Source organism: Vibrio pomeroyi (genome assembly GCA_041879425.1).
Taxonomy (GTDB): Bacteria; Pseudomonadota; Gammaproteobacteria; order Enterobacterales; family Vibrionaceae; genus Vibrio; species Vibrio pomeroyi_A.
Map to the genome: position 1 here is coordinate 926,228 of CP090854.1, position 13,653 is coordinate 939,880.

Below are 13,653 nucleotides of genomic sequence, written 5' to 3' on the forward strand. Positions count from 1 at the left end.
GTTATGGAAATATCATCCAACGCATCGAACATCCAGCCTTATGGCTCACCTAATGGCATTAAATTTGCAAGCGATGAAGGTAGTAGTGCGTCGAGCACTTCACGACTGAAAGAAGCAACACCTTATGACAAGGTAGAAAAATCGAAAGAGGAAGCTACCGAAGCGGCGATTCAATTAGCTCAACATAGACAAGAGCTGAATGATGAAGAGCGAGTCAAGATGGTGGAGAAGGTGAACGAGTTTATCTCCTCTCTCAATAAGGGTGTTGCCTTTAAGGTTGATGAAGAGTCAGGTAGGGATGTGGTGACCATTTATGAGACCACAACCGGTGATATTATTCGCCAAATACCCGATGAAGAAATGCTTGAAATTCTAAGACGCCTAGCAGCCCAAAACTCGAATAGTCGAATATTTGAGGTGAAGGTTTAAGTCGTATTATTGAGGTGGTTTAATGAGTTTTGGCCCAATGGGGATTTCGTCTGGCATGGATATCAATTCCATGGTCAGCAAAATTGTTGATTCGGAGCGTGTACCTAAACAGCAACGAATCGACAATGAACGAACGCGAATCGATACCAGCATTAGTGCCTATGGAAGACTCAGAGAATCCCTTGATTCGATGAAAAACCTGATGACAAACTTTCGTCAGGAAAAAGCTTTTGCTGTGCGAACAGTGGAAAGTACCGATGAAGCGCTTGTCTCTGCAACCGCGACTACCGAAGCGATCGCTGGCAAGTATGCCATCGATGTGTTGCAGCTTGCCCAAAGCCATAAAGTGGCTTCTGATGTGCTATCAGAAGACATGAAATTTGGCCCAGGTAAGCTGCAGGTTTCGCTTGGTGATGACAGCTTTTATGTGCAAGTTGGCGATAGATCGAAACTGATCGATATCGTTCGAAGCATAAACGGTGCAGATAGCAATCCAGGCGTTCGCGCATCTGTTATTAATGATGTTGAAGGCCCGCGACTTATTGTTGCCTCGAACCAGTCTGGTTCCGATCAGCAGATCAGCATTAATGTCGAATCTGATGCTGCTAATCCTCTCAAAAAACTCGAATACAAAACTCTGGAAGAGCGTGTTAAAGCGCTAGAGAAAGCTCGCCTTGCCGCTCAAGACGTTCTTGCTCTGACACCCGCAGGAAAAGCCGCACAACTTGTTGATGACGCGATTTCGAACGATGACCCTAATGCGAGTGAAACACTCGATGAAGACGGCAATGTCATCCCTGCATCCCAAACCGATTCTACCTCCGTTGCGGACGAAGGTTCTCAAAGCCTTAGCTACGGTGAACAAGCCGCTGCCGACGGTCAAGCTGCCCTTGATGCAGCTAAAGCGGCAAAATCTGTCATGCCTGAAGACAATATCCCAGGTTGGACGGAAACTGCCTCTGGTACGCTTCTTGATTCTTACTACACACCAGAACTAGAGCTTGATGAAAAAGCGATAGAGAAAGCACCCGATGTTCCGGGGTGGTCAAATGCTGCCTCAGGTACGTTGACAGATTCCTATGTGACGCCAAAAGAAGCTCAGCAAAAGCTTGAGGCTGAGCAGGCGCGTATCGAAGAAAAGATCTCACAAGAAAAAGCAGAGCTGGCGGAGAAAGTTCAAAAAGGCGAATTGACCGCTGAACAAGCCAAAAAGATTGAGCGTGCCAAACTCGATCCAGAAGAACGTGAGCAATTAGAGAAGGTCGATAAAGCACAAGCTGACCTAGCTCAGGCTCAAGAGTCTTTCGATACCTACAGTGGTATGACGGAAGTTCAAGCCGGACAAGATTCAATGGTTGTCTTGGATGGCGTTGCTCAGCTCTCAAGTAACAATAATGTGATTGAAGATGCCGTAGAAGGCATCGATATTACGGTAAAAGGAAAAACACCCAAAGATAAGCCGCCGGCAGAAATTGGTGTGGAGTATGACCGTAATAGTGTTCGTCAAGACATTGAAGCTTTTGTTAATTCTTACAATCAATTTTACCAAGTGTCTAAAAACTTGGCGGGCGTTGACCCAACGACCGGCCAAAAAGGACCGCTGTCTGGCGACAGTACCGTGCGTAACGCTGACTCACGATTGAAAGGTGTGTTCTCATCAAGCATTGAAGGCGCGCCTGATAACCTAAAATCTTTGACCGAGTTTGGTATCACAACCACAAGACAAGGTTCGTTAGAGATCAACTACGACATGCTCGACCGCCAACTGAACAACAACTTCGATAAGCTGGGAGAGTTCTTTGGCGGCAACAACGGTTTTGCTAAAAAAGTCGAAGACGCGATTCAAGGTATCACAGGTATCACTGGCTCAATTCGTACAAGAGAAAAGAGCTTAGTCGAGCAAAACTACCGCCTCGCGGATGACCAAAGCGCGCTTGACCGACGGATGGATAGCTTGGAGAGCCGTACCCACTCTAAGTTCACCGCGATGCAAGACGCGACCAGTAAGATGCAATCTCAGCTGGGCAGTATGATGAATGCGTTGGGCTAATCGATGAATAGCCAGCTTCAAGAGCTTTGTGAACTAGATCAACTAATTATCTCTAAGCTCGAATTTAGTGAAATTAATGCTGAAGAAATAACGCAGCTTGTCGATAACAGAGAACAGTTATTGCAAAACGTGCTTCAATTAATCGACTCACACCCCGACGTTAAGCAAAGTTCTGAATGGTTTGAAGCCATTACCAGAACCAGAAAATTGGTCGAATTGATGCAGTCTGAGACGAGTCGAGTAGGTAAGACCCTACACAAATACCGTCACGGCGCTAAATCAGTTCAACAATACAAAAAGTTTTTATAGAAGAGGTTTACTATGCGCGGTTCTTTACAGGCATATAAAAAGGTATCAGTGGATAGTCAGCTAACAGCTGCCTCACCGCATAAAATTGTACAAATGCTAATGGCAGGTGCTATCGAGCGTCTGATTCAGGGCAAAGCGGCAATGCAAGCAGGCAACATCCCAGTGAAAGGTGAGCGACTTGGTAAGGCTCTAGATATCATTATTAGCCTACGTAGTTGCCTGTCTATGGACGATGGCGGCGACATTGCGAAAAACCTAGATCAACTTTATGAGTTCATGATCACGCAAATTTCTGCGGCAAATCACAAAAATGACCCACAGCCTATTGATGATGTTATCGATATTATCCGCGAAATTAAGAGCGCTTGGGACCAAATTCCGAATGAATATCACAACTTGACGTCTGCTGACGTAGGTATTTAAAGAAAAATTGCAGTTTTAACCAATCTCATATCCCTTAATTGGTTGGTTGCCTTATTTTTTTAATCAAATAAAATAGAAGCCATTAGATAGCCTAATGGCTTTTTTTCGTTGCTGATTTCCTAAATTTGTCCACGTAAAACATAATCATTGATACATATCTCTGTTTTATAAATTACGTCGCTCACCGTTTTTCCGCATCGCACCAAAATAAAGGCAATAATTCCTACTTATGCAAGGTTTGGCAAAACTGCTTGTCGTCGACGATAACGCTCAAGATCGTCACAATTTAAGCACAATATTAGAGTTTGTAGGAGAGAGCTGCGAAGTAATCAGCTCTGAACAAGCGCGCAAGGTTGACTGGTCACAACAGTGGGCCGGCTGCATCATTGGCTCAATTAAAGGTAAAGGCTTCAACGCATTACTGAATGAAAAGCTTGTTCACGCCAATCACATCCCACTATTAGTGATTGGCAAAAATAATCACCCGGTTGACGAGCTCACTAACTTTGTTGGTGAACTTGAGCTTCCTCTTAACTACCCGCAATTAAGTGATGCATTAAGACACTGTAAAGACTTCTTAGGCCGTAAGGGTGTTCAAGTTGTCTCTTCGGCACGTAAGAACACACTGTTTCGTAGCCTAGTTGGTCAAAGTGCTGGCATTCAAGAAGTACGTCACTTAATTGAACAAGTCTCTTCGACAGAAGCGAATGTATTGATTCTTGGTGAATCAGGCACGGGTAAAGAAGTCGTAGCACGTAATATTCATTATCATTCTAAGCGTCGTTCTGGGCCTTTCGTGCCAGTGAACTGTGGCGCAATTCCGCCAGACTTATTGGAAAGCGAACTGTTCGGCCATGAGAAGGGCGCATTTACTGGTGCGATTACTGCACGTAAAGGCCGCTTTGAATTGGCTGAAGGTGGCACACTGTTTCTTGATGAGATTGGCGATATGCCAATGGCGATGCAGGTTAAGCTGCTACGCGTTTTACAAGAACGATGCTTTGAGCGCGTAGGTGGCAATAGCACGATTCAAGCTGATGTTCGCGTGATTGCGGCAACGCACCGTAACCTTGAAGACATGATCGACGATGACTCGTTCCGTGAAGATCTTTACTACCGCTTGAATGTATTCCCGATTGAGATGCCGGCGCTGCAAGATCGCAAAGAAGATATTCCATTATTGCTTCAAGAGCTGATGACACGAATGGAAGCGGAAGGCAGCATGCCTATTTGCTTTACGCCTCGCGCGATTAACTCTTTGATGGAGCATTACTGGCCAGGTAACGTTCGTGAATTAGCGAACCTAGTTGAGCGTATGGTCATCCTTTATCCTAATAGCTTGGTTGATGTAAACCATCTACCAACTAAGTATCGATACAGCGATATTCCTGAGTTCCAGCCTGAGTTTAATAGCTTTGTGTCCGAAGAAGAGCAAGAGCGTGATGCACTGGCTGATTTGTTCTCAGAAGATTTCAGCTTTGATCAGCAAGATGATATCGCTGACAACGCGAATGCACCTCAAGAGTTACCACCAGAAGGGGTAAACCTGAAAGAGCTGCTTGCGGACATGGAAGTGAATATGATCAACCAAGCTTTGGAAGCACAGGGCGGTATTGTTGCTCGTGCAGCTGACATGCTTGGAATGCGCAGAACCACTTTGGTTGAAAAAATGCGTAAATATAACTTGCAGCGTTAGTGCCCATTTTTATACGAAAGTGAAAACTAGCACGCACATTTTAGCTATTTCGTAACGCTAGCTAAGTGAATTGATAAACCATAGTCGAGTTGTTGCTTGCTTAACTATGTGATAAATATAGCAAATAGCCTGATTCGTGTTTTACGTGTCAGGCTGTTTTAGTATTTGAGGCAAATTTTTGACATGCACGTATCTAACGAACCAGAAAATCAATCACACCTAGATTCTGTTGAACAGCAGGTTGAGCGCTACAAGCAAGTGCTCGATGTGATGCCAGCAGGGGTCATCTTGTTAGATACACATGGCGAAGTGAGAGAAGCCAACCCAGAAGCGCACCGTATTCTTGGGGTAGAGCTCGTAGGCGAGAAGTGGTTTTCGGTCATTCAAAGTGCCTTCGACCCTAAAGACGATGATGGTCATGAGATCTCATTGAAAAATGGGAGAAAGGTACGTTTGGCGATTTCAGCTTCGACTACAGGTCAGCTTATCTTGATTACCGACCTGACAGAAACTCGCCTTTTGCAGTCTCGCGTGAGTGATCTTCAACGCTTGTCGTCGTTAGGCAGAATGGTGGCCTCGCTGGCCCATCAGGTTCGTACGCCGCTTTCTAGCGCGATGTTGTATGCATCCAACCTTGCCGCGCCGAACCTGCCGCCGGCAACAAAGACACGTTTTCAATCTAAGCTTATGGATAGATTGCATGACTTAGAAAAACAAGTGAATGACATGCTGTTGTTTGCCAAAGGTGGCGATAACAAGGTGGTTAAGCCATTTACTGTCGCTGAATTGATTACCGAATTTCACCCTATGGTGGAAGCGGCACTGAAATCCAACCAGATTGATTATTGTCAGGAGGTTGAAGGCGAAGAGACTCAAATGTTTGGCAACGCCAACGCCATCGCATCAGCGTTAAGTAATCTGGTTTTGAATGCGGTTCAAATTGCTGGCAAGGAATCGCAGATTGATGTGTTTTTTAGACCAGTAAACGGCGAGCTTAAGATATCAGTACAAGACAGTGGCCCCGGCGTACCGAAAGAACTTCAAGGTAAAATTATGGAACCATTCTTTACCACTCGTTCTCAAGGTACAGGTTTAGGCTTAGCGGTTGTACAAATGGTATGTCGAGCACATGAAGGCCGACTGGAATTGATCTCAGAAGAAGGTGATGGCGCATGTTTTACTATGTGCTTGCCGCTAGAAAGAAGCGCTTCTACTGAAGACTAATAAGTTTTAACTGAATTTACACTGGAGAATCCTATGGCTCAAAGCAAAGTGTTAATCGTCGAAGATGATGAAGGTCTACGCGAAGCCCTTGTCGACACTCTCGCGCTGGCTGGCTATGAATGGCTGGAAGCAGATAGTGCGGAAGATGCTCTGGTCAAATTAAAATCCAACTCCGTTGATATTGTTGTGTCTGACGTTCAAATGGCAGGCATGGGCGGTTTGGCGCTACTGAGAAATATCAAGCAGCACTGGCCAAATTTACCGGTGCTGTTGATGACTGCTTACGCCAACATTGAAGACGCCGTTGCAGCAATGAAAGAGGGCGCGATCGATTACATGGCGAAGCCATTTGCGCCGGAAGTATTGTTAAACATGGTGAGCCGCTACGCTCCCGTAAAGTCGGACGACAATGGTGATGCCATCGTTGCCGATGAAAAAAGCATTAAGCTAATGATGCTGGCTGATAAAGTTGCGAAAACAGACGCCAATGTCATGGTGCTTGGGCCTAGTGGTTCAGGCAAAGAGGTGATGTCTCGCTATATTCACAACGCATCTAGTCGTAAAGATGGTCCGTTTGTCGCGATCAACTGTGCGGCAATCCCAGACAATATGTTGGAAGCAACCCTGTTTGGTTATGAAAAAGGCGCATTTACTGGCGCTATTCAAGCTTGCCCAGGTAAATTCGAACAAGCGCAAGGCGGCACGATTTTGTTGGATGAGATCAGTGAAATGGATCTTAGCCTTCAAGCCAAACTACTGCGTGTCTTACAAGAGCGCGAGGTTGAGCGTTTAGGTAGCCGTAAGAGCATCAAGTTAGATGTTCGTGTGTTAGCGACCAGTAACCGAGATCTTAAACAGTATGTTTCTGAAGGGAATTTCCGTGAAGATTTATACTACCGACTGAATGTGTTCCCAATTTCTTGGCCACCACTGTGTGAGCGTAAAGGCGATATTGAGCCTTTAGCCAAACACTTAGTTGAGCGTCACTGCACCAAACTTGGTATGCCAGTGCCAGTGATGTCGGCACAAGCGATCAGCAAACTCGTCAATTATCCGTGGCCGGGCAATGTTCGTGAATTAGATAATGTGGTACAGCGTGCGTTAATCTTAAGCGAACAAGAGAATATCTCTGGTGAGCACATTCTGCTTGAAGGTGTCGATTGGCAAGATGCAAGCAGCCTACAACAAATAGTTGAAGGTAATGACGTTGCGACGCCAGACATTAAGCCGATTGCTGAAGCAAATCCAATAAGTAAAGTGGCGGCTAGCAGTGAAGGGCTCGGTAATGAGCTTAGAGATCAAGAGTATGCGATCATTCTTGAAACCTTGATCGCATGCAATGGCCGACGTAAAGATATGGCCGAGAAGCTGGGTATCAGCCCTCGTACATTGCGTTATAAGTTGGCGAAAATGCGTGATGCTGGAATAGATATCCCAAACTGAGGATAGATTAGTAGTGTCAGCTTTCTGACTAGTGTAATACGATATCTAGTCAATTTAATGTGTGGCACGCTAATTGCTCTGTCAATAATACAGCTAAATAGATAGTCATAATTTTGACTCCTGAGGTAGTAGATGAGAATAGATGGTTTACAAGGCGAAATGCAGGCAATGATGGTCGAAGCTGCCAGCGCGCGTCCCGCAGCAACGGGGCAAGCGGTCGGTGCAGATTTTGGCAACATGCTGACTAATGCCATCAATAATGTGAACTCATTACAGAAGACCTCAGGTGATCTTCAAGCTCGTTTTGATAGCGGTGACCAAAGCGTGTCTCTATCAGACGTGATGATTGCTCGTAATAAATCTAGTGTGGCTTTTGAGGCGACGATCCAAATTAGAAATAAATTGGTCGAATCGTACAAAGAGCTGATGAACATGCCGGTATAAGTTAGGTAGTTAAATAGTGGCAGATAATAGTCAAACAACAGATTTAACCGTGAGCGATAGCAACGACCACGCACTTATTGCAGGCTCTGAGCTAGACGGCGAAGGGCAAAATCCCGATCTAGGTGAACGCAGTTCATCGAAGTTCGATATGGCAGTAGGTGACCTCGATTTACTTCGTCAGGTTGTCTTAGTCCTTTCTATCTCTATCTGTGTAGCGCTGATTGTGATGCTGTTTTTCTGGGTTAAAGAGCCAGAAATGCGTCCATTAGGGGCCTACGAAACAGAAGAATTAATCCCGGTTCTTGATTACTTAGATCTGCAGAAGATCGAGTACTCTCTTGAAGGCAATACCATCTCGGTTCCTGCTAGCGAGTACAACTCGTTGAAGCTAAATATGGTACGAGCTGGTTTGAACCAAGAGCGAAACGCGGGTGATGACATCCTCATGCAAGACATGGGCTTCGGTGTATCACAACGTTTAGAGCAAGAGCGCCTTAAGTTAAGCCGAGAAAGACAGCTTGCAAAAGCCATTGAGCAGATGAAACAAGTGCGTAAAGCGCAGGTTTTATTAGCCTTGCCAAAGCAAAGCGTGTTCGTGCGCCATAACCAAGAAGCTTCTGCCTCAGTATTCTTAACTCTAAAAACAGGTACTAACCTCAAGCAGCAAGAAGTCGATTCTGTTGTGGATATGGTGGCGAGTGCCGTTCCGGGAATGAAAACGTCACGCATTACTGTAACCGATCAACACGGTCGACTTCTGAGTTCAGGTTCTCAAGACCCGATGTCAGCGGCGCGTCGTAAAGAACACGAGTTAGAGCGTAACCAAGAACAAGCGCTGCGTGAGAAAATTGACTCTATCCTGATTCCGATTCTTGGGTTTGGTAACTATACCGCTCAGGTTGATATTCAGCTCGATTTCAGTGCTGTGGAGCAAACGAGAAAGCGTTTTGATCCGAACACGCCAGCAACACGAAGCGAATACACATTAGAAGATTATAACAACGGCAATACTGTGGCAGGCATTCCGGGTGCCTTGAGTAATCAGCCTCCTGCTGATGCTTCAATCCCGCAAGACGTTGCCCAGATGAAAGACGGCGCTTTGACCGGCCAAGGTTCGGTTCATAAAGAAGCGACACGAAACTTCGAGCTAGACACAACCATCAGTCACGAGCGTAAACAGACTGGTACAGTGAACCGTCAGACAGTTTCTGTCGCGATTAAAGACCGTCAATCATTGAACCCAGATACAGGTGAAGTAGTTCACACGCCAATTCCAGCGAGCGAAATTAATGCCATTCGCCAAGTGCTGATTGGTACGGTGGGCTTTGATGAAACTCGTGGTGATTTGCTCAACGTATTAAGCATGCAGTTCGCACCTCAAGTCACTGATGTTGTCGCTGATGTGCCGATTTGGGAACATCCAAACTTCAATGATTGGGTTCGTTGGTTTGCGAGTGCGCTGGTTATTATTGTGGTGGTATTAGTCCTTGTTCGCCCTGCAATGAAGAAACTGCTTAACCCAGCCGCTGATAACGACGATCAAATGTACGGCCCTGATGGTATGCCAATTGGTGCCGACGGCGAAACCAGCCTAATTGGCGGTGATATAGAAGGTGGTGAGCTGTTTGAATTTGGTTCAAGCATCGACTTACCTAACCTGCACAAAGACGAGGACGTGCTTAAAGCAGTACGTGCACTTGTCGCTAATGAACCAGAGCTAGCAGCTCAAGTAGTTAAGAATTGGATGACAGATGGCTAACGAAATTGTTCCACAACAAGCTGAAGGCGGTGATGTGCTTGATGTCGCAAGTGTGGATATCGCCTCAATCTCAGGCGATGAGCGCGCAGCGATCTTGTTGTTAAGTTTAAACGAAGAAGATGCGGCGGGTATTATTCGTCACCTAGAGCCTAAGCAGGTTCAGCGTGTGGGTAGTGCGATGGCTCGTGCAACGGACTTATCACAAGAGAAGGTAGGCGCAGTGCACCGTGCTTTCTTGGATGATATTCAGAAGTACACCAACATTGGTATGGGCAGCGAAGACTTCATGCGTAATGCGCTGGTGGCTGCTCTGGGTGAAGATAAGGCGAATAACCTTGTTGACCAAATCCTTCTGGGAACCGGCTCTAAAGGCTTGGATTCTCTTAAGTGGATGGATCCTCGTCAGGTGGCGAGCATCATCATCAACGAGCACCCGCAGATTCAAACGATTGTATTGTCGTATCTCGATGCTGATCAGTCGGCAGAGATATTGTCTCAGTTCCCAGAGCGTGTTCGTCTGGATCTGATGATGCGTATTGCTAACCTTGAAGAAGTTCAACCGTCAGCACTTGCTGAACTGAATGAAATCATGGAGAAACAGTTCGCGGGTCAAGCTGGTGCTCAAGCAGCCAAAATTGGTGGCCTGAAAGCTGCGGCTGAGATCATGAACTACATGGACAACAACGTTGAAGGTGTCTTGATGGATCAAATCCGGGATCAAGACGAAGACATGGCAACTCAGATTCAAGATCTTATGTTTGTCTTTGAAAACCTTATTGAAGTTGATGACCAAGGTGTTCAACGACTGCTGCGTGATGTTCCACAAGACATTCTACAGAAAGCACTTAAAGGTGCTGATGAAGGTCTGCGTGAGAAGATCTTCAAGAACATGTCTAAACGTGCTGCCGATATGATGAGAGACGATATTGAGGCGATGCCGCCAGTGAAAGTCTCTGATGTAGAAGCGGCTCAGAAAGAGATTTTGGGTATTGCGAGGAAGATGGCCGACAGTGGCGAGATTATGCTGTCTGGTGGCGCCGACGAGTTCCTTTAATACAGAAACCTCAAAAGCCCCACACCGTTGGGGCTTTTCTTTATCCAATCTCGAACCACAGATTAATTAAGTTTAACTGCTTGAATTTGCAATGCAGTTTGACTCACTCATAGATAGGTACTGATATGTCAGGTGATAGAAAACGCGGCTTCCTTCGCCCTGAAGAAGATAATACGGTTGCCCAACCTCAGAAATGGGGGCTGCCTGACTACACCTCTGATGTGAGTAAACAAGCCAAAGAAACGGCGTTTAACTACGATCCGGGTTGGATGCCTACGGTAGAAGAAGCCATTGAAGATGAAGAGCTTGTTCTGACCGAAGAGCAAATCGAACTGATAAAGCAGGGCGCTTATCAAGAAGGCCTGCATCAAGGTCAAGAAGCGGGCTTCAAGCAGGGCTATGAAAAGGGCAAAGAAGAAGGTTTTGTCGCAGGTCATGCTGAAGGTAATGAAGCCGGTAAGCTTGAAGGCGTGACTGCTGGTCAAGAGTATATCCAGCAGCAAGTTGCCATCTTTATGGGGCTCGCGAATCAGTTTGCTCAACCTTTGGAGCTAATGAATGCTCAGGTTGAGAAGCAACTTGTCGACATGGTGTTAACCATGGTTAAAGAAGTGGTTCACGTTGAAGTTCAAACCAACCCACAAATCATCTTAGATACCGTGAAAGAGTCGGTCGAGTCACTGCCAATCTCTGGTCACGCGATTACCTTGAAGCTTAACCCTGAAGACGTTGCGATTATTCGCTCTGCGTATGGTGAAACCGAATTGGACTGCCGTAATTGGACGTTAGTAGCCGAGCCTGCACTCAACCGTGGTGATGTCCAAATCGAAGCAGGAGAGTCGAGCGTTAACTATCGAATGGAAGAGCGCGTGAAGAACGTGATTCAAAGCTTCTGCGGCGCTAATCGTCATCAAGGCCATGTGTAATGCTTGAGTTAGCTAATCGTCTCAGCCAATACAAAATCGAAGGGCTAAAATCGCGACCCGTTGCCTCCGGTAAATTGGTGCGTGTTGTCGGCTTAACCCTTGAGGCAACAGGCTGTAAAGCGCCGATTGGTAGCTTGTGCTTGGTTGAGACCATGTCTGGTCAGATGGAAGCCGAAGTCGTTGGCTTCTCTGGCGATAACCTATTTTTAATGCCAAGCGAACAAATCACAGGGATCTTACCCGGTGCTCGCGTCACACCAATGACCTCTGAAAGTGGCATTCCGGTCGGGATGGAACTGCTTGGTCGTGTCATTGACGGTGTCGGTAATCCTCTAGATGGACTTGGCCCAATCTATACCGAGCAACGCGCTTCGTTTAATGCAGAGCCTATTAACCCGTTAGCACGTAAACCAATCTCCGAGCCGCTTGATGTTGGCTTAAAGGCGATTAACGGCTTGCTGACGGTAGGTAAAGGGCAGCGTATTGGTCTATTTGCGGGTTCTGGTGTCGGTAAATCCGTAACACTAGGCATGATGACCAGAGGTACAACTGCGCAAGTGGTTGTGGTGGGTCTAATCGGTGAACGTGGACGTGAAGTAAAAGAATTTATCGAAGAGATTCTCGGTGAAGACGGTCGTAAACGGTCGGTTGTTGTTGCCGCGCCTGCAGACTCATCGCCATTGATGCGATTGAAGGGCTGTCAAACGGCGCTAACGGTGGCGGAATACTTCCGTGACCAAGGTTTAGATGTTCTGCTCTTGATGGACTCACTGACCCGTTTTGCACAAGCTCAGCGTGAAATCGCACTATCTGTTGGCGAGCCACCAGCAACTAAAGGTTATCCGCCTTCAGTATTTGCTAAGCTTCCTGCGCTGGTAGAACGTGCGGGTAACGGCAACGATGAACAAGGCTCGATCACCGCTTTCTTTACCGTGTTAACCGAAGGTGATGACTTACAAGATCCAATTGCCGATGCATCGCGAGCGATTCTTGATGGTCACGTTGTGTTGTCGCGTGAGATGGCGGATGCGGGTCATTACCCTGCGATTGATGTTGAGAAATCCGTCAGCCGTGTGATGCCTCAAATCACCACCGAAGAACATGTCTTGATGTCGAAAGCGGTCAGACAAGTGCTGTCTATTTGTCGCAAAAACCAAGACTTGGTATCGATTGGTGCTTACAAACCGGGTACTGACCCTGCGATTGATAGCGCCTTCACCTTGAAGCCGAAACTGGACGAGTACTTACAGCAGAAGATGAAAGAAACGGTTCCTTACGACATGTGCGTCAACATGTTGAAGCATGTGTTAGGTGGCTAACGATGAATAAGGTTAGTCATGGATAACGCATTAGAGTTTCTTCTTGATCAAGCCAAAGACCAAGAAAACCAAGCCGTATTAGCGCTGAATAAAGCCAATGCAGAGCTACAAGGTTATTACGAACAGGTCGCGCAGATTGAAAAGTATCGACTGGATTACTGTCAGCAATTGGTTGACCGTGGCAAGGCTGGGTTAACCGCCAGTCAATATGGTCACTTGAATCGCTTCTTAACCCAGTTGGATGAAACGCTTTCTAAACAGAGGGAAGCAGAGCATCACTTTAAAAATCAGGTCGATAACTGCCAGAGCTACTGGATGGAATTGCGTAAAAAACGCAAATCTTACGAGTGGTTGATGGAGAAAAAGCAGAAAGAGAAAGCCAGACTGCAAGATCAAAGAGAGCAGAAGCAGATGGATGAGTTCTCAACGCTGTTGTACAGCCGAAAGAAGATGTGATCCTAAGCCACGAATGACATCGGTGATATTCGCTAGATTGTAATATCGAAACTTATAGGCATGTTTCTTGCTCCGTTTTATATAAAATTGCGCCTTTTGCCTGCTAAAGGTATGAAAAGCG

At 46.2% G+C, this 13,653-nt stretch carries 13 protein-coding genes; all 13 read left to right on the forward strand.

Going from position 1 to position 13,653, the window contains the following annotated elements; genetic code table 11:
• The first annotated feature begins 3 nt into the window (after positions 1-3).
• The 13 genes from flaG (at position 4) to fliJ (ending at position 13,532) form a co-directional block, all read left to right on the forward strand.
• Positions 4-429 carry a flagellar protein FlaG gene (gene flaG / locus L0992_04215; protein XGB67898.1) on the forward strand — a complete coding sequence of 142 codons (426 nt, stop codon included), beginning with the start codon at positions 4-6 and terminating at the stop codon, positions 427-429.
• 22 nt (positions 430-451) lie between these two features.
• The gene (gene fliD, locus L0992_04220; protein ID XGB67899.1) at positions 452-2,479 is read left to right on the forward strand and encodes a flagellar filament capping protein FliD; all 2,028 of its coding nucleotides are present in this window, start codon (positions 452-454) and stop codon (positions 2,477-2,479) included.
• Between the two features lie 3 nt (positions 2,480-2,482).
• Positions 2,483-2,788 (forward strand): flagellar protein FliT, encoded by a 306-nt coding sequence (locus L0992_04225; GenBank protein ID XGB67900.1) that lies wholly within the window; start codon positions 2,483-2,485, stop codon positions 2,786-2,788.
• Between the two features lie 12 nt (positions 2,789-2,800).
• A complete protein-coding gene (fliS, locus tag L0992_04230) occupies positions 2,801-3,211 on the forward strand; it encodes a flagellar export chaperone FliS (GenBank protein ID XGB67901.1) in 411 nt (136 codons plus the stop codon).
• A 229-nt stretch (positions 3,212-3,440) separates the two neighbouring features.
• Positions 3,441-4,907, forward strand: a complete 1,467-nt coding sequence (locus tag L0992_04235) for a sigma-54 dependent transcriptional regulator (protein ID XGB67902.1) — start codon at positions 3,441-3,443, stop codon at positions 4,905-4,907.
• A 183-nt stretch (positions 4,908-5,090) separates the two neighbouring features.
• Complete coding sequence (locus L0992_04240) at positions 5,091-6,131, forward strand: ATP-binding protein (GenBank protein ID XGB67903.1); 1,041 nt, start codon at positions 5,091-5,093, stop codon at positions 6,129-6,131.
• Between the two features lie 33 nt (positions 6,132-6,164).
• Positions 6,165-7,574, forward strand: coding sequence for a sigma-54 dependent transcriptional regulator (locus L0992_04245; protein XGB67904.1), 1,410 nt, complete (start codon positions 6,165-6,167; stop codon positions 7,572-7,574).
• Between the two features lie 132 nt (positions 7,575-7,706).
• On the forward strand, positions 7,707-8,018 hold the full coding sequence (gene fliE, locus L0992_04250) for a flagellar hook-basal body complex protein FliE (protein XGB67905.1): 312 nt from the start codon (positions 7,707-7,709) through the stop codon (positions 8,016-8,018).
• A gap of 16 nt (positions 8,019-8,034) precedes the next feature.
• Entirely contained in the window at positions 8,035-9,777 is a 1,743-nt protein-coding gene (gene fliF / locus L0992_04255; GenBank protein ID XGB67906.1) for a flagellar M-ring protein FliF, read from the forward strand.
• Entirely contained in the window at positions 9,770-10,831 is a 1,062-nt protein-coding gene (fliG, locus tag L0992_04260; protein XGB67907.1) for a flagellar motor switch protein FliG, read from the forward strand. The genes fliF and fliG overlap by 8 nt, the downstream gene beginning before the upstream one ends.
• Positions 10,832-10,956: 125 nt before the next feature.
• Complete coding sequence (gene fliH, locus L0992_04265) at positions 10,957-11,757, forward strand: flagellar assembly protein FliH (protein XGB67908.1); 801 nt, start codon at positions 10,957-10,959, stop codon at positions 11,755-11,757.
• Positions 11,757-13,076, forward strand: a complete 1,320-nt coding sequence (fliI, locus tag L0992_04270) for a flagellar protein export ATPase FliI (protein ID XGB67909.1) — start codon at positions 11,757-11,759, stop codon at positions 13,074-13,076. Before fliH ends, fliI begins: the two co-directional genes overlap by 1 nt.
• Before the next feature lie 18 nt (positions 13,077-13,094).
• On the forward strand, positions 13,095-13,532 hold the full coding sequence (gene fliJ, locus L0992_04275) for a flagella biosynthesis chaperone FliJ (protein XGB67910.1): 438 nt from the start codon (positions 13,095-13,097) through the stop codon (positions 13,530-13,532).
• The last annotated feature ends 121 nt before the right edge of the window (positions 13,533-13,653 follow it).